Annotated in this window: 23 protein-coding genes; 19 read left to right on the forward strand and 4 right to left on the reverse strand. The window is 47.0% G+C overall.

What is annotated here, in order from left to right; genetic code table 11:
* The 13 genes from ABC765_RS03125 (at position 1) to ABC765_RS03185 (ending at position 12,705) form a co-directional block, all read left to right on the forward strand.
* Positions 1–714: a DivIVA domain-containing protein gene (locus ABC765_RS03125; protein ID WP_347980682.1), complete on the forward strand. Its 714-nt coding sequence runs from the start codon at positions 1–3 to the stop codon at positions 712–714.
* 299 nt (positions 715–1,013) lie between these two features.
* A complete protein-coding gene (gene ileS, locus ABC765_RS03130) occupies positions 1,014–3,809 on the forward strand; it encodes an isoleucine--tRNA ligase (protein ID WP_347980683.1) in 2,796 nt (931 codons plus the stop codon).
* 121 nt (positions 3,810–3,930) lie between these two features.
* Entirely contained in the window at positions 3,931–4,140 is a 210-nt protein-coding gene (locus ABC765_RS03135; protein WP_033934937.1) for a cold-shock protein, read from the forward strand.
* 15 nt (positions 4,141–4,155) lie between these two features.
* Positions 4,156–4,740: an NUDIX hydrolase gene (locus ABC765_RS03140; protein ID WP_347980684.1), complete on the forward strand. Its 585-nt coding sequence runs from the start codon at positions 4,156–4,158 to the stop codon at positions 4,738–4,740.
* Entirely contained in the window at positions 4,721–4,996 is a 276-nt protein-coding gene (locus tag ABC765_RS03145) for a hypothetical protein (RefSeq protein ID WP_347980685.1), read from the forward strand. The genes ABC765_RS03140 and ABC765_RS03145 overlap by 20 nt, the downstream gene beginning before the upstream one ends.
* A 16-nt stretch (positions 4,997–5,012) precedes the next feature.
* Complete coding sequence (locus ABC765_RS03150) at positions 5,013–5,717, forward strand: 5'-methylthioadenosine/adenosylhomocysteine nucleosidase (protein WP_347980686.1); 705 nt, start codon at positions 5,013–5,015, stop codon at positions 5,715–5,717.
* 1 nt (position 5,718) lies between these two features.
* On the forward strand, positions 5,719–6,063 hold the full coding sequence (locus tag ABC765_RS03155; protein WP_006499714.1) for a cysteine desulfurase: 345 nt from the start codon (positions 5,719–5,721) through the stop codon (positions 6,061–6,063).
* 111 nt (positions 6,064–6,174) lie between these two features.
* The gene (gene mnmA, locus ABC765_RS03160) at positions 6,175–7,308 is read left to right on the forward strand and encodes a tRNA 2-thiouridine(34) synthase MnmA (RefSeq protein WP_006499715.1); all 1,134 of its coding nucleotides are present in this window, start codon (positions 6,175–6,177) and stop codon (positions 7,306–7,308) included.
* A gap of 182 nt (positions 7,309–7,490) precedes the next feature.
* On the forward strand, positions 7,491–8,150 hold the full coding sequence (locus ABC765_RS03165; RefSeq protein WP_347980687.1) for a histidine phosphatase family protein: 660 nt from the start codon (positions 7,491–7,493) through the stop codon (positions 8,148–8,150).
* Positions 8,151–8,163: 13 nt separating this feature from the next.
* Complete coding sequence (locus tag ABC765_RS03170; RefSeq protein ID WP_347980688.1) at positions 8,164–8,850, forward strand: tetratricopeptide repeat protein; 687 nt, start codon at positions 8,164–8,166, stop codon at positions 8,848–8,850.
* On the forward strand, positions 8,847–9,140 hold the full coding sequence (locus tag ABC765_RS03175) for a hypothetical protein (RefSeq protein WP_006499718.1): 294 nt from the start codon (positions 8,847–8,849) through the stop codon (positions 9,138–9,140). Before ABC765_RS03170 ends, ABC765_RS03175 begins: the two co-directional genes overlap by 4 nt.
* The gene (locus ABC765_RS03180; protein ID WP_347980689.1) at positions 9,127–11,625 is read left to right on the forward strand and encodes an ATP-dependent RecD-like DNA helicase; all 2,499 of its coding nucleotides are present in this window, start codon (positions 9,127–9,129) and stop codon (positions 11,623–11,625) included. The genes ABC765_RS03175 and ABC765_RS03180 overlap by 14 nt, the downstream gene beginning before the upstream one ends.
* Before the next feature lie 78 nt (positions 11,626–11,703).
* The gene (locus ABC765_RS03185; protein WP_143112979.1) at positions 11,704–12,705 is read left to right on the forward strand and encodes a ribose-phosphate pyrophosphokinase; all 1,002 of its coding nucleotides are present in this window, start codon (positions 11,704–11,706) and stop codon (positions 12,703–12,705) included.
* A 61-nt stretch (positions 12,706–12,766) separates the two neighbouring features.
* On the opposite strand, the gene ABC765_RS03190 is transcribed toward ABC765_RS03185, so the two are convergent.
* Positions 12,767–13,189 carry a transcriptional regulator Spx gene (locus tag ABC765_RS03190; RefSeq protein ID WP_006499721.1) on the reverse strand — a complete coding sequence of 141 codons (423 nt, stop codon included), beginning with the start codon at positions 13,187–13,189 and terminating at the stop codon, positions 12,767–12,769.
* A gap of 297 nt (positions 13,190–13,486) precedes the next feature.
* Here ABC765_RS03190 and ABC765_RS03195 point away from each other — a divergent pair, with 297 nt between their 5' ends.
* Positions 13,487–15,028 carry a LysM peptidoglycan-binding domain-containing protein gene (locus ABC765_RS03195; RefSeq protein WP_347980690.1) on the forward strand — a complete coding sequence of 514 codons (1,542 nt, stop codon included), beginning with the start codon at positions 13,487–13,489 and terminating at the stop codon, positions 15,026–15,028.
* A gap of 220 nt (positions 15,029–15,248) precedes the next feature.
* Positions 15,249–15,461: a hypothetical protein gene (locus ABC765_RS03200; RefSeq protein WP_006499723.1), complete on the forward strand. Its 213-nt coding sequence runs from the start codon at positions 15,249–15,251 to the stop codon at positions 15,459–15,461.
* 134 nt (positions 15,462–15,595) lie between these two features.
* Here the strand turns inward: ABC765_RS03200 and ABC765_RS03205 are convergent, their stop codons facing one another.
* On the reverse strand, positions 15,596–16,558 hold the full coding sequence (locus ABC765_RS03205; protein WP_347980691.1) for a YegS/Rv2252/BmrU family lipid kinase: 963 nt from the start codon (positions 16,556–16,558) through the stop codon (positions 15,596–15,598).
* Between the two features lie 70 nt (positions 16,559–16,628).
* Positions 16,629–16,841, reverse strand: a complete 213-nt coding sequence (locus ABC765_RS03210; protein ID WP_006499725.1) for a DNA-directed RNA polymerase subunit epsilon — start codon at positions 16,839–16,841, stop codon at positions 16,629–16,631.
* Between the two features lie 132 nt (positions 16,842–16,973).
* Here ABC765_RS03210 and ABC765_RS03215 point away from each other — a divergent pair, with 132 nt between their 5' ends.
* Positions 16,974–17,438, forward strand: a complete 465-nt coding sequence (locus ABC765_RS03215) for a hypothetical protein (RefSeq protein ID WP_347952916.1) — start codon at positions 16,974–16,976, stop codon at positions 17,436–17,438.
* A gap of 86 nt (positions 17,439–17,524) precedes the next feature.
* On the opposite strand, the gene def is transcribed toward ABC765_RS03215, so the two are convergent.
* Positions 17,525–18,085 carry a peptide deformylase gene (gene def, locus ABC765_RS03220; protein WP_347980692.1) on the reverse strand — a complete coding sequence of 187 codons (561 nt, stop codon included), beginning with the start codon at positions 18,083–18,085 and terminating at the stop codon, positions 17,525–17,527.
* A 144-nt stretch (positions 18,086–18,229) separates the two neighbouring features.
* On the opposite strand from def, the gene ABC765_RS03225 reads away from it, so the two are divergent.
* The 3 genes from ABC765_RS03225 to typA all read left to right on the forward strand — a co-directional run bounded on the left by ABC765_RS03225 (position 18,230) and on the right by typA (position 21,235).
* Entirely contained in the window at positions 18,230–18,517 is a 288-nt protein-coding gene (locus ABC765_RS03225; RefSeq protein ID WP_347952918.1) for a UPF0223 family protein, read from the forward strand.
* Between the two features lie 16 nt (positions 18,518–18,533).
* Positions 18,534–19,298, forward strand: coding sequence for an inositol monophosphatase family protein (locus ABC765_RS03230; protein ID WP_347952919.1), 765 nt, complete (start codon positions 18,534–18,536; stop codon positions 19,296–19,298).
* Positions 19,299–19,390: 92 nt separating this feature from the next.
* Positions 19,391–21,235, forward strand: a complete 1,845-nt coding sequence (typA, locus tag ABC765_RS03235; RefSeq protein ID WP_006499730.1) for a translational GTPase TypA — start codon at positions 19,391–19,393, stop codon at positions 21,233–21,235.
* Positions 21,236–21,245: the final 10 nt, after the last annotated feature.

The raw sequence follows: 21,245 nt of genomic DNA on the forward strand, positions 1-21,245 counted from the left end.
ATGACGTTAACCGTTGAAGAAATCAGCAAAAAGCAGTTTGACAACAAGATGCGGGGCTATAATCCCAGTGAGGTCAATGAATTTCTGCGTCAAGTGGCCAGTGAGTTTCAGGCACTGCAGGCTAAGAATCATGAATTAACGGAAACCATCAAGGCCAATGAAGAAAAACTGAAATACTTCACGGACTTGAAGGATTCTTTGAACAAATCGATTCTGGTCGCGCAAGAAGCCGCCGATAAGGTTAAGAATAATGCCAAACGCGAAGCCGAAATCATGATTCGCGAGGCGCAAAAGCAGGCAACCGATATTGTTTCAGAGGCTAATGCCAAGGCAAATCAAGTTGTTGAAAACAGTGCCGATGAAACGCGGAAGCTGACTACGGAAACCAATGATCTTAAAAAACAGACACGGATTTTCAGACAGCGGCTGCAGGTAATGCTGGAATCACAGCTGGAAGTCGTTAAGAGCAAGGATTGGGATGAGCTGCTGGCTAATGACGATCTGAGCAAATATGACGAAATTCAAAAGATTTTGGGAAGCAGTCTTGACAATCATTCGACAAACAGTGTAGAATCACAAGCAATCGATCAACCAGCTGCTGAAAAGTCACAGGAAAGTCAAGCACCAAAGCAGGATCAAAAAGCTGCCGCCAAGCCGGCTGCTAAAAATGATGGCGAGACGGTCGTTGTCTTTCCTGACAGTACGGCACACTAGTTGATAATTAATCGCGAACAAACTGTTGAGGAGAATCGCGCCCCCAGCGTCGTATTTCAGCGAGCCAACGATTGGTGAGAGGTTGGCAATTAAGGCCTGGGCAGCTATCATCTCTGAACGTCAATGCGAACTTAGTAGCATTGGCCGGCTCATTGCCGTTACCAAATGACTTAAGGAATCAGGTAACTGATTTGAACTTGGGTGGTACCACGAAAACGCTTCGTCCCATTGCGGACGGAGCGTTTTGTCGTTTGGACGCGATTTTTAAGTTTAGAGAATTGACAAGGAGGAATTCGCAGATGCGGGTCAAAGACACTTTGAACATCGGCAAGACTAAGTTCCCTATGCGTGGACGCTTGCCGGAAACCGAAGCACAACGCGAAAAGCTGTGGGAAGACAACAAAGTCTACGAACAGCGGCAAAAATTGAATCAGGGCAAGCCAACTTTTATTCTTCACGATGGCCCTCCATATGCTAATGGGAACATCCACATTGGCCATGCCATGAACAAGATTTCCAAAGACTTTATCGTTCGCTACAAGTCAATGGCTGGTTTTCGGGCACCATACGTACCAGGCTGGGATACGCATGGTCTGCCGATTGAGCATCAGCTGACCAAGATGGGCTATGACCGCAAGAAGATGAGCACGACCGAATTTCGGGATCTGTGCCGTAAGTTTGCCTTGGAACAGGTCGACAAGCAGCGGACTGACTTTAAGCGGCTGGGTGTCTCTGGCGAATGGGACAATCCATACCTGACGCTGGCTAAGGAGTTTGAAGCACAACAGATCAAAGTCTTTGGTGCTTTTGCCAAGAAGGGTCTGCTATATCAAGCTAAAAAGCCGGTCTACTGGTCATGGTCATCTGAATCTGCGTTGGCAGAAGCCGAAGTTGAATATCATGACGTTGTAGCCAAGACGGCTTACTTCTGTGAACAGGTTATTGATGGCAAGGGACGTTTGGACAATGATACGTACCTGGTTGGCTGGACGACTACTCCTTGGACGATTCCAGCTTCTGAAGCCGTTGCCGTAAATCCTAAGATTATCTATGCCGTAGTTAAGCCGGCTAATGATGATCGCAAGTTCGTCATTGCCGATGAGCTGGTTGCCAAATGTGCTGAAAAGTTCGGCTGGGATGAATATGAAGTCGTTGATCGGCTGTCTGGTCAAGACATGGATCGCATGACCAGCAAGCACCCATACAACGACAAGGAAATGCTGGTCGTTAATGGTGATCACGTTACGCTTGAAGCAGGGACGGGGCTGGTTCATACCGCGCCAGGCTATGGTGATGATGACTACCAAGTCGGCAAGAAGTATGGCCTGCCAATCTTTGCACCAATGAACGATCAGGGTGTCTTGACCGCTGAAAACGGTCCTGAGTTTGATGGCGTCTTCTATCAGGATGCAGACGACATTTCGTTGGATCTTTTGAAGCAGCATCATGCGCTTTTGAAGCAGGAACCGCTGGAACACAGCTATCCATTTGACTGGCGGACCAAAAAGCCAATCGTCTTCCGGGCTACTGATCAATGGTTCGTCTCAATTGACAAGATGCGTGATGAAATCTTGAATGCCGTTGATGAAGTTAAGTACTACCCAAGCTGGGGCAAGGTTCGGCTGCACAACATGCTCAAGGATCGCGGCGACTGGGTCATCTCGCGTCAACGGGTCTGGGGCGTGCCACTGCCAATCTTCTACGCTGAAGACGGCACGCCGATCATGACTGAAGAAACGATCAACCATGTTTCCGACCTGTTCCGTGAGTATGGCTCCAACGTTTGGTTTGAACGCGATGCCAAGGACCTGCTGCCAGAAGGATTTACCAGTGAACATTCGCCACATGGTCAGTTTAAGAAAGAAACCGACATCATGGACGTTTGGTTCGACTCTGGCTCCAGTCATCAAGGCGTATTGGCTGAGCGTGACTACCTGACCTACCCATGCGACATGTATCTGGAAGGCTCTGACCAGTATCGTGGCTGGTTCAACTCCAGTCTGATCTGCAGCGTCGTGCTCTCTGGTCATGCTCCATACAAGTCCATCGTTTCGCAAGGCTTTACGCTGGACAAGGATGGCAAAAAGATGTCCAAGTCGATCGGTAACGTTATTGATCCAAACAAGGTCGTTAAGCAGATGGGGGCCGAAATTATCCGTCTTTGGGTAATGAGTGCCGATACTTCGGCTGATGTGCGGGTTTCAATGGATACGTTCAAGCAGATCTCGGATGCCTACCGGAAGCTGCGCAATACCTTCCGCTTCCTCTTGGCCAACACGGCTGACTTTGATGCCAATGACGACACGGTTTCCTATGAAAAGCTGGAAAGCGTTGACCAATACATGGTTGTTAAGCTGAACCGCTTCTTAAAGGAAATGCGCGATCTGTTTGATGAATATGACTTCATGACGGCCTACAAGAAGCTGATCAACTTTGTCAACAATGATCTGTCGGCATTCTACATGAACGTAGCCAAGGATGTCTTGTACGTCGAAGCCAAGGATTCTCATGCGCGTCGTTCAATGCAGACGGTCTTTTACGACATTTTGGTAACGCTGGTTAAGCTGCTGACGCCAATTCTGCCGCACACGACTGAAGAAGTCTGGGAATACATGGATGAGCCAGAACAGTTCGTCCAGCTGACTGAGATTCCAGAGCCACGGACCTACGCCAATGAAGAAGAACTGCTGAGCAAGTGGGACGACTTTATGGAGATTCGCTCTCATGTTTTGAAGGCGCTGGAAGAAGCACGTGATGCCAAGCTGATTGGTAAGTCACTGGAAGCACAGGCTGATCTGTACTTAACCGACAGTCAAAAGACGCTTTTGGACAGCATGAACGCTGATGCCGGTCTGCTCTTTGGGGTATCAGCACTGCACGTTCATGATGCTGACCAAGCACCAGCTGATGCCGAGAAGTTCAACGACAATGTTGCCGTGAAGGTTTCCGTCGCTGCTGGCGAAACCTGCCAACGCTGCCGGATGGTTAAAGAAGACGTTGGCGAAGATGCCGTTTATCCAATGCTTTGTGCGCGCTGTGCAAAGCTGGTGCGGGAAAACTTCCCTGAAACGGTTGCTACTGGCCTAGAAAAGTAATCTTAAACGAACCTTTATTGACCGGTTAAAGACAAGGTTTAATAAACGGTGTAAAATGTATCAAGCAGCATTTAACTGTTTGATGCATTTTTATTTTGCAGTGAAATGGCAGGTGAAAAAATTGCTAAAAGGACGCGTAAAAAATTTTGATGCCCAAAAAGGCTGGGGCTTTATCGAGGTTGAAAACGAACCAGACGTCTTTGTTCACTTTAATGGCATTGAAGGCAGCGGCCATCGTGAGCTAAAGCCCGGACAGCTGGTTTCCTTAGTCGTCGTACAAGGAAGAAAAGGGCCGCAAGCTGCTCATGTTCGACCATTGGATAATTTTTAGAAATGAGGGACGACAATGGATCTAGAAGAAAAAACGCTTGATCGGCAGACGGTCTTCAAAGGCCATATAGTCGACGTTGAGCTTCAGCACGTCAAAACACCGCAGGGAAATACTGCCGTGCGTGAGATCGTTCGTCATGCCCCGGCAATTGCTTTGTTGGTAATTGATGATGATCAAAAGATGATTTTGGAAAAACAGTGGCGATCCCCAGTGCAGAATATTACCTGGGAAATTCCGGCCGGCAAGCTGGATGAGCGTGATCAAGGCGATGCAAGACATGCGGCCGTTCGTGAGCTGAACGAGGAAACGCGCCTTAAAGCTGACGAATTGACCAAGATTACGTCTTTTTACAGTTCCGTAGGCTTTTGCGATGAATTTTTGACGCTTTATCTGGCTAAAGGTCTCAAACCGGTTGAACGCGCCCTGCCGCAAGACCAAGATGAAGACATCAAGCTCTACCGCTTCAGTCTTGAGGAGGCTTTGCAGATGATTGCCAATGGTGAGATTCAAGACTCCAAGACGATCGTAGCGGTTTATTATTGGCAGGCTCAGACACTGGCCCAGAAATTAAAGGAAAATAATGAAAAATCAACAGATTGATCCAGAAAATATGACGCGCCAGCAGTATCGTGAATGGCAAAAACAACAGCAGCGAATTCAGGAAAATCCTGAACCACCGCTTGATGATGTCAGTGAACCAGAGCCGTTGCAACCGCGGCAAACGGTAAAAAAGGCTCAGGCACAGCTGCTGGCTGAAGAAAAGACTGCTCGTTTAAAGCGCCGGCTGAATTGGGCAATTCTAGGGCTTAGTCTGGCGATTATCGTCGTCTATCTAATTTTGTTTTTTGTAGGTTGATGGAGGGAAGATCTTAATGAAGTTTGGAATTATTTGTGCGATGCAAGAGGAGATCAAGGAACTAAAAGCAGCTCTAAAAAATAATCAGACCAAGACGCTGGGCGATAAAGAGTACTTTACCGGTCAGATTGATGGTCAAGACGTCGTACTGGTTGAATCTGGAATCGGCAAGGTTGAGGCTGCAATTACTGCCGAGCATTTGGCAGTGGACTTTGCCGTTGACGTCATTATCAACTCTGGTTCGGCTGGCGGTATTGGCGAAGGCCTGCACGTTGGCGACGTGGTAGTTTCTTCAGAGACGGCCTATCATGATGTTGACGCAACTGCTTTTGGCTATGAATACGGCCAGCTGCCGCAAAAAGCGCCTCGCTTCAAAGCTTCGCAGCAATGGGGCAGTGCTTTGATGGCGGCGGGCGAAAAGACCGGCTTGAACGTCAAGCGCGGCCTGATCGTTTCAGGTGATCAATTTGTTGCCAGTCAGGCTGCGATTGCCAAGATCAAGCAGCACTTCCCAGATGCTCTGTCTGCTGAAATGGAGGGAGCGGCCGTGGGACAGGTGGCCTGTGATCACAAGCTTCCTTACGTCGTTGTGCGGGCAATGTCTGATACTGGTGATGAAAAGGCCAGTGTCTCATTTGATGAGTTTATCATCGAAGCCGGTAAGCGTTCAGCTAAGATGCTTTTACAGCTGTTTAGCGATTTAAACGCTCAGGAGGGATAAGATGGCTGAATTTGTTTCTAAGCTAAAGCTTCCCGGCGATACTGACACATATTCAATCAGTCCGGAGATAAAAAAATACACGCTGCTTGATCTAGGATTTGAACAATCGGCGCGGGGTGTCTATACCTACTTAGGCAGCCTGGATCGGCAAAATCCATTCAAACCGGTTGCTCGTTTGAAGATTCGTATTAATCCTGAAATGACGGGTTTTAAAATGGAAACCGTCAATACTAATGGCTTTCGTGAAGTCAACATTTTTAAGCATCCGCGTGCTGATGAATTGACGACTCAGTATCACTTCATCTTGAATGAAATGGTAGAGCGGCATATCTTTGATCGTCAATAATATTTTTTACTGGTCAAACCGGGCGTGTCTTTGTTACAATGAAAAGCACTGTGAACACGCGACCTTCACTCGTAGATTGTTCCAGAATCTATTGAAAATGATGGTGATAAAATGACAGACAACTCTAAGACTCGCGTTGTCGTTGGTATGAGTGGCGGCGTTGACTCCTCAGTCACGGCGCTTTTGCTGAAACGGCAAGGCTATGATGTCGTGGGCGTCTTTATGAAGAATTGGGATGACACTGATGAAAACGGCGTCTGTACCGCAACTGAGGACTATAAGGACGTCGCCAAGGTTGCCACGCAGATTGGCATTCCATATTATTCAGTGAACTTTGAAAAGGAATACTGGGACCGGGTCTTTAAGTACTTCATTGCTGAATATAAGAAGGGCCGCACGCCTAATCCTGACGTCATCTGCAACAAAGAGATCAAATTCAAGGCTTTTATTGAATATGCTCATCAGTTGGGTGCCGAGTACGTTGCAACCGGTCACTATGCTGATTTGAAAGCAGATGCTGATGGCAATATGCATTTGATGCGGGCAGCTGATCCGCATAAAGATCAGACCTATTTCTTGAGTCAGCTGGATCATGCTCAGCTGGATCATGTTTTGTTCCCACTGGCTGGCTACACTAAAAAGCAGGTGCGCGAGATTGCCAAGGAAGCAGGACTGGCGGTTGCTGATAAGAAAGACTCGGTAGGAATCTGCTTTATCGGAGAAGATGGTCATTTCCGTGAATTCTTGAGCCAGTATCTGCCAGCACAGCCCGGCAACATGGAAACCGTTGATGGCAAGGTAGTTGGTCAGCATGCTGGCTTGATGTACTACACGATTGGTCAGCGACGCGGTTTGGGCCTTGGCGGCAACAAGGAAAGCAATGAGCCTTGGTTTGTAATCGGCAAGGATATTACCAAAAACGTGCTTTACGTTGGTCAAGGCTATGAAAATGAGCATCTGTATGCTACCCATCTGGAAGCCAGCGACATTCACTGGGTTGATGACGTGGTCAGTCGCTATGGTCGCCATTTCCACTGTACGGCTAAGTTCCGCTATCGTCAGATCGATGAGGGCGTTACGGTAACGATCAGTGATGACGATCAGATGGTAACGGTCGAGTTTGATGAGCCGGCACGGGCAATTACGCCAGGCCAGGCCGTAGTTTTCTATGACGGTCAGGAATGCCTGGGCAGTGCAATTATCGATCGTGCCTACAACCATGATCATCAACTTCAATACGTTTAATCAAGACTTTTTGACAGAGCCGCTTGCAGATAGCTGTGAGCGGTTTTTTGCTATCATTGAGTATTTTGACGATAGCTTTAATTATATTTATTTATAATGATAAATATTGGTTATCTCCCGGTTATTTTTGGTATCATATAAGCAGACACATCAAAAAAAGGCAGACATTTGGAAGAGAAAAAATGACAAGGATCTATTTTATCAGACATGGTAAGACTCAGTGGAACCTCCAATCGCGCTATCAAGGTGCCCATGGCGATTCACCGCTCTTGAAAAGCAGTTATCGAGAAATTGAGTTGTTAGCGAAATCATTAAATAACACCGCTTTTGCTCATGCTTATGCCAGTCCACTTAAACGAGCCCGCGTTACGGCAATGACGCTGCTTGACAATCTGGAGCAGGCAGTGCCGTTTACGATTGACAGTCGGCTGCGTGAATTTGATCTGGGATTGATGGAGGGAATGCATTTCAGCGCCGTTGCTGAAAAGTGGCCCGCAGTTTTGGATAGTTTTCGGCATCATCCCGATTGTTATGATGCCTCGATCGTGCAAAGCGAGAGTTTTCCTGAGGTAATCGCTCGGGTTGGTCAGGCCGTTAAAGAGTACGCGCGCTGCTATCCAGGCAATCAAAATCTATTGATCGTTTCCCATGGGGCCGCTTTAAATGCCGCCATTAATGGTCTGCTTGCGGTTCCAATGGCCCATCTAAAGGATCGCGGCGGACTTAGCAATACGTCGACTACGATTTTGAGAACCGATGATGCTGAGCATTTTGAATTGGAAAAATGGAACGATACCACTTATCTGCATAAAGAACATCTAGATCCGACTGATACGATTTAATGGGGTGAATAATATGAGCAACCAAGAAATCAATCGCGAAGAACAGAAAAAACAGACTCAAAAGCTGGTTCACCGCTTGGTAACGGCAATCGATGAAGAACCAGACAAATTCAACAATTACTATGACCTGGGTGCACTCTTGACGCGTCTTAACGACTTTGAGCAGGCAGAAGAACTGTTTATGAAGGCTTTGGGCATCTTTGAAAAGAAAAAGGATGCCAAAGCCGTCAACCTGTTAAACTATGGTTTGGGTAACGTCTATTACTCAGTCGGCAAGATCAATGAGGCTATCAAGCAGTACAATAAAATCGATGATGCCAAGCTAAAGGCCGATTCTTATTTGATGCTTGCGCAAAGCTACATGAAGCAGAAAAACTACCAGCAGGCGGTAGCATATGGTTTGACGGCTCATGATCTGCGTCCGCAAGATCCTGAAATCAACCAGGCAATTGGGGATTCATTATTGGCGCTGGGCGAGTTCAAACAGGCTAAAAACTACTATGACCTGATTTTAAAGCGTCACCCAGGCCGTGCAGATACGCAGTTCAACCGAGGACTGGTGGCAATGGTCTTAGGCGAGCCTTACCAGGATTACCTGAATCAATCACAGCAGCTTGATCCAGACTATTATGCACAAAGCGAAAAACGTATTTCAGATATTGAGCATTTTTTGCAAAAGCAATCTGGTCAAGATAAATGATTGCTGCTCAAAAAAATAGCCGTCCGGCAGCAACGTCATTTATCGGCGTTCTGCGTCGGGCGGCTTTTGTTGCGCCGAACAGTTTTTATCAAGTCTTATACGTGCAGGTTTTAGAAGCGCCGTTTGTCAAGAAACAGGCCGAGATTACCGTGGTTGGACGCTTTGGTCAGCTAAAAGTCGGTCAGGCCTACCGCTTCATCGGCTACTGGCAGACGCGCGCCCGTTTTGGCAATCAGTTTCGTGCCGTTGACTACCAGGAAGTAAGGGAGGATTTGCATGGCCAAGAGTAAAAGCGCATCAGCTAAAGAGAGTCTGCGGGGGACGGTTAATTTTATCAAGTTTGCTAAAGAAGAAGGCCCCAGAGCTTTTCGTATCTGCGTAGTTGATGTAGAAGAGGCCAGTTTTCCCTGGTCAGAAATGGAGATTACGGTCAAGGGACCACTGGGAGACATAAAAAAACACCAAATGTATGAATTTACCGGTCGGCTGGTTGATAATGCCAATTATGGCCGGCAATTCGAAGCTGCGGGATGTCAGATTGCCCTACCACAGTCAGAAGATGAGCTGACTGGAACCTTAAATCAGGCTGGGATTGCGGTTACGGATGCAGCCGAGATCAGCCACCGCCTGTTTAAGAAGTTTGGCAAAAAAGCGGTCGCCAAAACCGTTGATGATCCCAAGCGACTAGAGAAGATCAAGATTTCTAACGAGGCTGATCGCAAGCTGGCTGCTGATTATTTTAATGCCCGCCATGATGAGCATCAAATGAATGATGAGCTTGTGGAATGGCTGGCCAAACTCGGCTTTAAGGATCGTCTCAGTGAGCGGATCATTAATAAGTACGGTGCTGATACGATGAAGATCGTCAAGGAGAATCCCTATCAACTGGTTTTGGATATCGATCGCATTGGTTTTGGTCGAGCGGACTTTGCTGCAGGGGTCTTGGGAGTTGCACCAGATGATCCGCGGCGAATTGCGGCAGCCTTATTGGAAGTCTTAAATCAAGAAACCATGAATCAAGGTGCTACCTATGTCAGTCAAAAGACGCTGATCGCGCGTGCAATGGGGCAGCTGGGCAACGTTTCCGATCCAGTATTGTTTGAAAACGAGCTGGCTGAGCTGATTAAAACCCATCAACTGCAGGCTGAGGATGCCGAACATATCTATCCACGCTTCTTGTATAATTCCGAATGGCTGATTGCTGAGCATCTGCATCGGATTTTATTTACTGAAGCCAAAGTTGATGAAAAACGGGTTGATGAGGCCGTCCAGACTGCAGAAAGAGCAGCCCGGATCGATTATGACCAGCAGCAGAAAAAAGCGATCAAAATGGCGCTTGAATCCAAGGTGCTTTTACTTACTGGAGGACCAGGAACGGGGAAGACGACCATTATTCGGGGAATCGTTAACAGCTTTGCTCAGCTGCATGGTGTCGATGATGAAGAAATCATTTTAGCGGCGCCAACCGGTCGAGCTGCCCAGCAAATGGCGGCTGCAACCAAGATGCCAGCCAGCACCATTCACCATCTGCTGGGACTGACCGGTCAAGAAACGCCATCTAAAATGACGGCCAGTCGCTTGAAAGGCAGTCTGCTGATCGTTGACGAGATGTCGATGGTTGACACATTGCTTTTTAAGACTTTAGTTGCCGCAATTCCTCAAACGATGCACGTGGTTTTGGTTGGCGATCAGGATCAATTGCCTTCAGTTGGACCCGGGCAGGTTTTTCGGGATCTTTTAAGCTTTGACCAACTGCCGCAGGTTCGCTTGACGCAGATTCATCGTCAGTCAGCCAAGTCAACGATCATTCCGCTGTCGAAAAGCATCAATGACGGCCAGGTACCAACAGATTTGTTTAAGCAGGCCTTGCCGGATCGTTCGTTTATTCCAACCGATGCTCAAAATGCTGGTCGGTTTATCAATCAGCTGATGGATTGGGGACTAAGCCAGCCGGGATGCGATCTAATGAACGTGCAGGTCTTGATCCCAATGCATAAGGGAATTGCCGGTATTGATCAGCAAAACCGCAATCTACAGGATCATTTGAATCCCGCCAGTCCAAATCGGCAGGAGGTTAAATTTGGTGAGACTGTTTTTCGTAAAGGCGATAAGGTAATTCAAACCGTCAACGATCCAAGCAACAACGTCTATAATGGCGACATGGGAATCATTGCCGCGATTGAAGGAGGCGACAATGCTCCGCAGACCAAAGCAGCCAAAAAGCCGCTCAAGGTAACCGTCCGTTTCAACAATGACAACGAGGTTAGCTATAATCGCAAAGAACTGGCCAATCTACAGCTGGCGTACTGTGTAACGATTCATAAATCACAGGGGAGTCAGTTTAAAATGGTGATCCTATTGATGCTGGCCAACTACCGCTTGATGTATCAGCGTAATCTGCTGTATACGGGAGTCACACGGGCGACTGACTTTTTACTGCTGCTTGGCCAGCCAGAAGCTTTTCAGGACTGCATCCAGCAGCCGCCCTTGGCTCGACATACAATGCTGCCTGACCGCCTGCTCAAGGTTTGGCAGCGGCCAGACTTTTATCGGGCACCTGAACCGGTCAGTGATGATGAGGGAATCAATCTGTTTGCCAACGTTCCTAAAGCAGAAGCAATTGATTTTTTAAAGCATCATCACCAAAACAGCGATCTTCAGACCCAGCCGCAGTCAGCCGCACAGTTGCCTGATCGTTTGACTGCGCGGCTGATTGAACAAGAGGCGATTGACCCGATGATCGGAATGCAAAACGTTACGCCTAATGATGATTAAATCAGATACGGCTTGCACAACAAGGGATTTGTTGCGATAATATTCTTAATGTTTAACATAATTGCGTGGAGGATTTAAATGAGCAAGATTGAAAATGCAGAAAACGTTCGTCTGTTTGCACTGAACTCCAATCAGCCACTGGCACGGCGATTGTCTGAAAAATTGGGATTACCGCTGTCGGATGCTACGATTACGCACTTTGCGGATGGTGAAATCTCGATTACCATCAATGAAAGCGTTCGTGGTCGTGAAGTATATGTTTTGCAATCCGTTTCTCAGCCGGTCAACACCAATCTGATGGAGCTTTTGATCATGGTCGATGCCTTGCGGCGGGCCAGTGCGGCAAAAATCAACGTGATCATGCCTTACTATGGCTATGCTCGTCAAGATCGAAAAGCCCGCAGTCGGGAACCGATCACGGCCAAGCTGATTGCCAATTTGTTGGAGATGGATCAGATTGACCGCTTGATTGCGATTGACTTCCATGCACCACAGCTGCAAGGCTTCTTTGACATTCCGGTTGATCACCTGCAGGCTGCACCAATTTTGGCTTCCTACTTTGCGCAAAGTGATCTTGACTTGGAAAATACGGTCATTGTAGCGCCGGATCATGCTGGGGTTACGTTGGCACGGCGCTTTGCTGAATTTTTGGGGACGCCGATTGCCATTATTGATAATCGTAATCTTGAACAGCAGCGTGGCGCCAAGACTACGGAAACGCCAACCTCAATCATTGGGGACGTTGCCAATAAGACGGCCCTGGTAGTTGACGACATCGTTGATACCGGCGTCCGAGTTGCCAACTCAGCAGAACTGCTCAAGAGCTGTGGCGCCAAAGAGGTCTATGGCGTTGCCACGCATGCAGTCTTATCAAAAGGTGCCGTTGAACGGATTCAAAACTCGGCCGTTAAAAATATGGTGGTTACCGATACGATCGATCTGCCGGCAGAAAAACGGATCGATAAGCTGGTGCGGCTGTCGATTGCTGATCTATTAGCCGGCGCCGTTGCAAGCATTCATAATCACGAATCGATTCACTATCTCTACAACATGCCGGAAGTTAAACCGGTTGAAGACTAAACTAAAAGGATTCAGCGCTTTAATGCTGAATCCTTTTTAGTTATGTTAAGTATTGGGCAGCCTAAGCCGGTTTAGCCTGCGGACTTGGCGTGGCGAAACTTTGCAGAAGTCGTTTTAACTCGATGCGCCGCTGCTGTTTGGAGATAAAGAGTCCCATTTTTTCCTTGTCGAAGCCCGTAATCAGCTTATTCTCACTAAAAATAATCGGGTTTTTTAAGATATGCGGACTTTTTTGAATGGCCGCGGTTAATTCGTTGAGTGTCATTTGATCGGGATCAATCTTTAAGGCCTTGGTTTCACGAGAGCGCTGAGATACCAAGTCATCGGTGCCATTTAAAGAAATCGTCAGCAGCTGCTGAATTTCGGCTGCGCTCAATGGTTCTTTCTCAATGTTGCGCTGCGTCAACGCGATATCATGCTTGGCAAACCATTGAACGGCTTTGCGCTTGGAAGGATCATTAGTATGAAAATACAGATTAACCATTTGAACGAACCACCTTTTATGTGCTTTAAAAGACATTTTAGCAAGTTTGACAATAATATAAAGACTAATTGACCAATTGTTAAATAAAATTTATCAAATATGACTTTTTTTAGAAAGTCTTAATCTTTTTGAAAAGGCTTAACACGGCATTTAGCAAGCGATTGACAGATTATCACCAATAAAGCGAACATGGTGGCGTCTTCAAATATGCGGCAAAAAATGTTAAATTAAAAGAGTATAAATTTTTCCGTGGCGTCTTGACGTCAATCGAGTAAAGCTCAAAGAGGTGTTAAATTCATGGTTAAACGGATCAAAGCTCAGCATCAGCGGCATGGCCGGCAATGGCTGTTGGGAACGGTCAGTGCATTGAGCCTGCTGGCAACGGCTCATGCCAAAGCTGATCAGGTTACCGTTAAAGATGGTGATACTGTTTGGGATCTGGCCAATCAATACCAAACCAGCGTTAAAGCAATTGAAGATGCCAATCCTCATGTTAAAAAAATCAGCAGCAGCGTTGATCTGATCTACGCCGGCCAACAGCTGGAACTGTCAAAAAACAGTACTGTCAGTCAAGCTTCAGCTGTTGATAGCGACTCTTACACGGTCAAAAGCGGCGACACGCTGAGTCAGATCAGTGAACGGCTGCATGTATCGCTTGCCGACCTGGTAAGCTGGAATCATCTGAGCAATCCTGACCAGCTGGTGATTGGTCAGCAGCTGATCGTCAAAGGAACGGCAGCTGCCAGTCAAACGCCAGCTTCAACCTCAGCAGCTGAAAAATCAAATACTGCTGTCAGCGTACCAGCAACGACTAATGCCAGTTCCGTCAGTCAAGCGGTCGTCCAGACAGCACCGGTTGCCTCAGCTGAAACAACCGCCTCAGATAGTGCTGTTTCAATCAATAATGCGGCATCACAGACAAGTCAAGCTGATGAACCGGCAGCTGCCTCAAGTCAAGCTCCTGCAGTGACTTCAGCGCAGAATTTGAACAGCAGCGCTGAACAGTCATCTACAGCAGAATCATCAGAGACGGTATCTGCAGAATCGGCAGCTGCTGATACTGTTTCGGCAGATCCGGTTTCCAGTTTTGATGATCAATCCGCTGCAACAGCGGCTGCAAGCTCAGCTAGTGAAACGGCACCCGTTGAGCAGACTGCTGCATCCAGCACGGCAACGACCGCGGCAGCAATCAGTTCGGCAGATGCAGACAGCGAAAGCGCATCGGCTGAACAGCCAACGCAGTCTGCAGCAGCTTCATCAGCTTCATCAGTTGCAGAATCTACCAGTCAGCAAGCAGATTCGACCAGTCTAGTGGCCGCTGATTCATCAGCAGCAAGTACTCAGACTGCGACTACTGATTATTCCACTGCGGCTGCTTCAACTAGTTCATCTAGTACGTCAGAACAGGCAAGTACCAATAGTACGGCTGTTGCCGCAGACACTGCTGCTTCAACCAACAGCAGCTCAGATCTGACGACTGGCTCAGTAGTGAGTCTGGCGGTTAAGCTGGCCAACGCCAACATTCCATATGTATGGGGCGGGGCTTCGCTTTCCGGAATGGACTGTTCTGGTTTGGTCGACTATGTTTTCCAAAATGCGGAAGGAATCTCGCTGCCACACTATACGGTATCTTTGGAAAGCTGTGTCAGTCAGCACTCAGTTGCTGAAGCTCAGCCAGGTGATATCTTATTCTGGGGCAATCATGGGAGTACCTATCATTGTGCCATCTACATCGGCAACAATCAGTACGTAGCTGCACCACAGCCTGGGCAAAACGTTGAGATTGAGACGATCAGTCCTTACTTTATGCCAAGCTTTGCGGGGACGGTAATCCGCTGATCCATAAAATAAAAGAGCAGCCGGCTTGATCTGCGGGCTGCTTTTTTGATTGAGTCGATTAAGCAATTGTTTTGAAGGTACAAAATACTAAAAGATTTCTTATTGAAACGTAACAAACTTGTAAAACGAAAAAGGTTAACATTTTTTAAAGAGAGTGTTAAATTATGTTTATCCAATCCGGATCAGCTTTAAATATTTTCATTATTGGAGGTTGTTTAAAGTGAGCAACAAGTTTGAAATTCAACATGATTTAGTTGAAGCCCAAAACAAGCTTAACCGGTTATGTCAGGCAGAATCTAAGGCTAATGCCGCTCAATCCGGTACGCAAACGATAACGATCGAACCTCAATTTGGGGATGAAATGCAGCGTCTGCGTGAGGAATGCAGTCAGCTAAGCATTATTCTTGAGGCGATGGAAGCTTCTGAGGATTAGTCGGTTTAAAATAAATATAAAAACAAACGATTATTTCAAGTCCGCTTGAGTAATCGTTTTTCGTTTTCAACTGTAGAGGCGAAGATGTTAAAAACGTGCGAGCTGCGGCGATAATGCCTGCTGTTCGCACGTTTTTAATTAAACTTTTTTTCTTTTAGCGAAGTGCCCCAAAACGGATATTGACAGGTATCCAGCGTCAGATCCATAAAACGACTGCCCATTTCCTCGCCATCGGTTTGCGCAAATTCTAGTGAGGTCGTAACGTAATGCAGTCTGGATGCACGGAAGCATTTGGCAAAGCGAGAATGATTCAGCTTGCCGCGTGCAAACTGCCGCAGACACCAAAACGTAATCAGCCAATTGCGTCTTTCAACTACTAAAAGCTCTAAAGTTGATGACTGTAGGGATTCATCGGGAGCAATCCTAAAACCGCCACCGATGTAGGGATGGTTGCTGGCAATCAGAATAAAGGTTTTAGGGAAAAGGTGATGGTGACCGTTTTTTTCTTGAACCATCGTCTCAAAGGGCTCTTGATTGTATAAAACGCCCAAAGCCTGCGACATATACGACAAGTTGCCCAGATGCCAACGATTCAGCCGTTTTTTTGCTCTTGATGCGTTGGCTTGACTGACAATGGCAGCATCAAAGCCAATTCCGAGGTTGTTTAAAAAGTAGCCTTCTTCCTGCTTGATCGCATCATAATAATGACCAACATTGATCGGTGTCGGGTGTTGAGCGTCCAATACCTGCGTTAAGGCGGTCATTGGATCTTGCGATAGACCATAGCCGCGAGCAAAGTCATTGCCGCTGCCGGCCGGAATATAGGCCAGCGGTAATGACGAATTTGCCTTAATCAGCCCATTGAGTGTTTCGTGCAAGGTTCCATCGCCGCCAACTACCATTACGACATGAGTAGCCGCAGCAGAAGCAAAACGATGAGCAATTCGCGCGGCCAAATCAACGGCATGTCCATGATAGCGGGTTTCAACGACTTGATACACGATATTCAGCTCGTTTAGACGGTTCTGCAGCTGCTGCCAGATTTTTTTAGCACGGCCGCTGCCTGCTAATGGATTAACAATGATTGAATACTCCATGCAACGCTCCTTAAAAATAATAAAAAAGCTGAGACAGACTTGCCGTCCCAGCCATTAAAGACCATTCAGCCTAAAATTCGGTAATCTTGAAGTCTGGATTCTGCTTTTCGTATGCCAAAGACTTTTCATCCAGCAGTTCAATGAATTCAATTTGATATTCGGTCTTAGTTTCCACAAGCTGACGTGCCGCTGCTTCAGAGTCGGCTTCCAAGTAAAGCGACTTGGTGTTTTCACGTCGAGGAGTCATGGTTTTATCTGGTTGATAGTAAACTTTAAAAGTCATTTTTTCTCTCCTTAGATATTGGATCTCGATAAATCACCAATTTATTTTATCACAACTAACGAGCAGTGTCGCCATTCTTAATGAACCATGTGGTATTCTTAAGATAAGAATAATAAAACGGAGGAATTTAAAATGCGACTGTTTATCATGATTCTAGTCTCGGCAATTATTGTCATTGCAATCTATCTACTGATTCACCGGACGATGATCAACCGAGCAACCCTCATGCTGCGCAGACAGGCTCAAGCGGCAACCGATGCGGCAATGGCCTATGCATTAAAACAAAATCTGCTGCAGCTGCCATCGATGCCGGAATCACAGCTGGTGGCCGATGTTTGGGGGAAAGGCGTGCTGGCATTTGAATATACGCTCAAAGCTAAAAAAGTAACGGAACTAAAAGAAAAAGACGTTGAAATGGCGCTGAATGCCTATGCTAAAGAAAAGCATCTGGATCATCTGCCAGCAGCAGCCAAAACATTTGTCGTGACTGATTGGTGGACCTACGAACAAATGCTGCATATTGACGTAGCCTATATCTATAATGAAGCCACGCGCGAATACGTAATGGATCTGCACAAATTGAATCAGAACAATTGATATCGCTTGTCAGACGTCACTGAGGCAATATAAAAAGCCCAAGCGCACGAAAAGCGGTGTGCTCAGACTTCTTGAATCAGCTAAGCCTAGTCGAATAGAATCGTATCCTTAGGTGCCTCAAAAGGATGTTCCTTATTGATGTGATCATAGAACAAGACCCCATGCAGGTGATCGATTTCATGTTGGCAGACGATGGCTGGATAATGCTTGAGCCGGATCTTGTGCGTTTCACCAGTCGTGTCTTGGTATTTCAAGGTAATCCGATCATGACGCGGTACATAGCCAGGAACGTCACGATCAACTGACAGACAGCCTTCGCCTTCAGTTAAAGCGCCATATTGAACCGATTCGCTGACGATTACTGGATTGATAATAACGTCTTTAAAGACTGGCTTGTCATCTGCCTCTTCACCAGGAACCAGGACAGCGGCCATCTGTTTGGATTCGCCGACTTGCGGAGCCGCCAGCCCGACGCCGGCTCGCAGCTTATATTTTTCACACAGTTCAGGATCTTGACTGACCACCAGGTATTCCATCAAGTCCTTGGCCAATTTTTGGTCATCTTCAGAAAGAGGGAACTCGACTTTGGCTGCCCGCTTGCGCAGAACGGGGTCGGGATCACGAACAATGTCTTTCATTAGAAACATACTTGGTTTCGCCTCCATATTAAACGTTCAAAGAATAGTCTATCATAAAAACTCGAAAAAAAGCGGTCAGAAGCCTGTCAATTTGATAATGAAGGCATATACTAGATGAGATAAGCAGAATACCGTAAAAAGGAAGTGAAGACAGTGCACGATAAAAATTATTCCTATCCACTGGATCCTAGTTGGAGTACAGCTGAGATTGAAACCGTGATTGCAATGTTTCGAGTTGTGGAAGATGCTTACGAAACAGGCATCAATCGTCAGCAGATCATGGACTGTTATCGAGATTTTAAGAACGTGGTACCAGCTAAAAGCGAAGAAAAAAGGCTGGGTAAAGAATTTGCCAAGGTGACGGGTGGCTATCAGCTCTATGATGTCGTCAAAGCTGCCCGTGAGCAAAAAGCAGGACAGATCAAGCTAAGTGTAAAATAACATTAGAGGTGTAGGAATGCTCGAACAAATTGATCAGCAGGCGCAGCGGCTGATGTGGGAAGTCCGTCAGCAAACGCTGCAGCTGATGACCAAAAAATTTAACGTTGCTGAAAAAACCAGTGCCAGGGATCTGGTGACGACTGTCGATAAGCAGAATGAAAAAATGATTGATGAACGGCTCAAAGCAATTGATCCTGCCTGTCGAATCGTCAGTGAGGAAGGCTTTGGCGATCAGGTTGATGATTTAAAGGGGCATGTTTGGATTGTCGATCCGATTGATGGCACGATGAATTTTGTCATGCAAAAACGTAATTTTGCGATTATGATGGGACTATATGTTGATGGTCAGCCAACCCTGGGCTATATCATGGATGTTGTCGAGGGAACGCTCTATCATGGCGGTAAAGGCATGGGAGTATTTGCCAACCAGCAGCGGCTGCATACACCCGAAAACAAATCACTGGCCGATAGTCTGATGGTAATGAATGGGTATTTGACCATGAATAACGTTCATGGTCTGCAAAAAGCCGCTCGCAAAGCACGTGGTCTGAGAATGTATGGCAGTGCCGGCATTGAAATGATCTATGTGCTGACCGGATGCTTAGGTGCATACGTTTCACACCTGCATCCATGGGATTTGGCAGCTGGCCGCGTCTTAGCCGAAGAACTGGGATTAGTTGTGAAACCAATTGACGATGATCATCTCAATGTGTTATCATCTAACCTTGTATTAGTAGCGACAAAGCAAGCTGGTCAAGATCTTTTGACCATCGCTGAATAGCCCAAGACTGTGACAGCGGTCACAGTTTTTTTATGACAAGGCCGCTGCCCCACAAAATTTAGAGTATTGATTAGACGAAAGGAAGATAACTTTTGAAAACACGTGATGATATTCGCAACATTGCGATCATTGCCCACGTCGACCATGGTAAGACTACTCTGGTCAATGAAATGTTGAAGCAGTCTGACACTTTGCCAGAACACTTCGAAATTCAGGATCGGGCCATGGATACCAACGCCATCGAACGTGAACGTGGTATCACCATCCTCTCCAAGAACACGGCCGTTAAGTACGGTAAGTACCAGATCAACATTTTGGATACCCCAGGCCACGCCGATTTCGGTGGTGAAGTTGAACGGGTTATGAAAATGGTTGATGGTGTGCTGCTGGTTGTCGACGCCTTTGAAGGTACGATGCCACAGACGCGGTTCGTGCTGCAAAAAGCTCTGGAACAACACCTGACGCCAATCGTGGTTATCAACAAGGTTGACCGTAAAGGCGCGCGTCCAGAAGAAGTCGTTGATGAAGTATTGGATCTGTTCATTGAATTGGGTGCCGATGAAGATCAGCTGGACTTCCCAGTTATCTACACTTCAGCAATGAACGGTACTTCCAGCTACGACTCTGATGTCTCAACGCAGGAACACACGATGAAGCCATTGTTTGACACGATCGTCAAGACGATTCCAGCACCAATCGACAACTCCGATGAACCACTGCAGTTCCAAGTTGCCATTTTGGACTACAACGACTTTGTTGGCCGAATTGGAATTGGTCGGATTTTCCGTGGCAAGATCAAGGTTGGCGACAATGTTTCTGTTATGAAGCTGGATGGCTCCAAGAAGAACTTCCGGGTTACCAAGCTGTTTGGTTTCTTTGGTCTGAAGCGTGAAGAAATTCAAGAAGCCAAGGCGGGTGACTTGATTGCCATTTCTGGGATGGAAGACATCAACGTTGGTGAAACGATTACGGATTCCGAACATCCTGAAGCCTTGAAGCCATTGCGGATCGATCCGCCTACGCTGCAAATGACTTTCCGGACCAATGACTCACCATTTGCTGGTCGGGAAGGTAAGTTCGTTACGTCTCGTCAGCTGGAAAACCGTCTGAACGCTGAACTGCACACGGATGTTTCACTGCGGGTTGATCCAACTGACGAACCAGGTGCCTGGACGGTTTCTGGCCGTGGTGAGCTGCACCTGTCAATCCTGATTGAAACGATGCGTCGGGAAGGCTACGAGCTGCAGGTTTCTCGTCCACAGGTTATCTACCGTGAAATCGATGGTACGACCTGCGAGCCATTTGAAGAAGTCCAAGTAGACGTTCCTGATGAATACACTGGTGGCATCATTGACTCACTCGCAAAGCGTAAGGGTGAAATGAAGAACATGGAGCCTTCCAAGAACGGTCAAACGCGGATGATCTTTGAAGTTCCTTCCCGTGGTCTGATTGGCTACTCGACTGAATTCATGTCACAGACTCGTGGTTATGGGATCATGAGCCACTCCTTCAAGGAATACCGTCCAGTTATCAAGAACTGGAACCCAGGCCGGACGAAGGGGACGCTGGTATCAATGAATGCTGGCAAGGCTACGACTTACGCAATGATGGGGATCGAATCGCGTGGTACGCTTTTGATCGACCCAGGTACGGAAGTCTACGAAGGTATGATCGTTGGTGAAAACAACCGTGAAAACGACATTACCGTTAACATCACCAAGGGTAAGAACCTGACCAACGTGCGGGCTGCTGGTTCTGATGAAATGGCGCGGATCAAGACGCCAACGCATCTTTCACTGGAAGAATCACTGGAATTCTTGAACGATGATGAATACTGTGAAATCACTCCTGAAAACGTGCGCCTGCGTAAGCAGATTCTGAACACGAATGCTCGTGAAAAGGAAGCCAAGCGTCGTCGGGCAGCTTCACGCAAGTAGTCAGTGCTTG

The sequence above is a fragment of the Limosilactobacillus sp. WILCCON 0051 genome (assembly GCF_039955095.1).
In the GTDB taxonomy this organism is placed as follows: domain Bacteria; phylum Bacillota; class Bacilli; order Lactobacillales; family Lactobacillaceae; genus Limosilactobacillus; species Limosilactobacillus allomucosae.

Coding starts and splice junctions, on each gene's coding strand:
- ABC765_RS03140 (WP_347980684.1), top strand. CDS start 4,156: ATGGATCTAGAAGAAAAAACGCTTGATCGGCAGACGGTCTTCAAAGGC.
- ABC765_RS03170 (WP_347980688.1), top strand. CDS start 8,164: ATGAGCAACCAAGAAATCAATCGCGAAGAACAGAAAAAACAGACTCAA.
- ABC765_RS03165 (WP_347980687.1), top strand. CDS start 7,491: ATGACAAGGATCTATTTTATCAGACATGGTAAGACTCAGTGGAACCTC.
- ABC765_RS03125 (WP_347980682.1), top strand. CDS start 1: ATGACGTTAACCGTTGAAGAAATCAGCAAAAAGCAGTTTGACAACAAG.
- ABC765_RS03215 (WP_347952916.1), top strand. CDS start 16,974: ATGCGACTGTTTATCATGATTCTAGTCTCGGCAATTATTGTCATTGCA.
- ABC765_RS03230 (WP_347952919.1), top strand. CDS start 18,534: ATGCTCGAACAAATTGATCAGCAGGCGCAGCGGCTGATGTGGGAAGTC.
- ABC765_RS03150 (WP_347980686.1), top strand. CDS start 5,013: ATGAAGTTTGGAATTATTTGTGCGATGCAAGAGGAGATCAAGGAACTA.
- mnmA (WP_006499715.1), top strand. CDS start 6,175: ATGACAGACAACTCTAAGACTCGCGTTGTCGTTGGTATGAGTGGCGGC.
- ABC765_RS03205 (WP_347980691.1), bottom strand. CDS start 16,558: ATGGAGTATTCAATCATTGTTAATCCATTAGCAGGCAGCGGCCGTGCT.
- def (WP_347980692.1), bottom strand. CDS start 18,085: ATGTTTCTAATGAAAGACATTGTTCGTGATCCCGACCCCGTTCTGCGC.
- ileS (WP_347980683.1), top strand. CDS start 1,014: ATGCGGGTCAAAGACACTTTGAACATCGGCAAGACTAAGTTCCCTATG.
- ABC765_RS03175 (WP_006499718.1), top strand. CDS start 8,847: ATGATTGCTGCTCAAAAAAATAGCCGTCCGGCAGCAACGTCATTTATC.
- ABC765_RS03190 (WP_006499721.1), bottom strand. CDS start 13,189: ATGGTTAATCTGTATTTTCATACTAATGATCCTTCCAAGCGCAAAGCC.
- ABC765_RS03145 (WP_347980685.1), top strand. CDS start 4,721: ATGAAAAATCAACAGATTGATCCAGAAAATATGACGCGCCAGCAGTAT.
- ABC765_RS03155 (WP_006499714.1), top strand. CDS start 5,719: ATGGCTGAATTTGTTTCTAAGCTAAAGCTTCCCGGCGATACTGACACA.
- ABC765_RS03210 (WP_006499725.1), bottom strand. CDS start 16,841: ATGACTTTTAAAGTTTACTATCAACCAGATAAAACCATGACTCCTCGA.
- ABC765_RS03180 (WP_347980689.1), top strand. CDS start 9,127: ATGGCCAAGAGTAAAAGCGCATCAGCTAAAGAGAGTCTGCGGGGGACG.
- ABC765_RS03195 (WP_347980690.1), top strand. CDS start 13,487: ATGGTTAAACGGATCAAAGCTCAGCATCAGCGGCATGGCCGGCAATGG.
- ABC765_RS03185 (WP_143112979.1), top strand. CDS start 11,704: ATGAGCAAGATTGAAAATGCAGAAAACGTTCGTCTGTTTGCACTGAAC.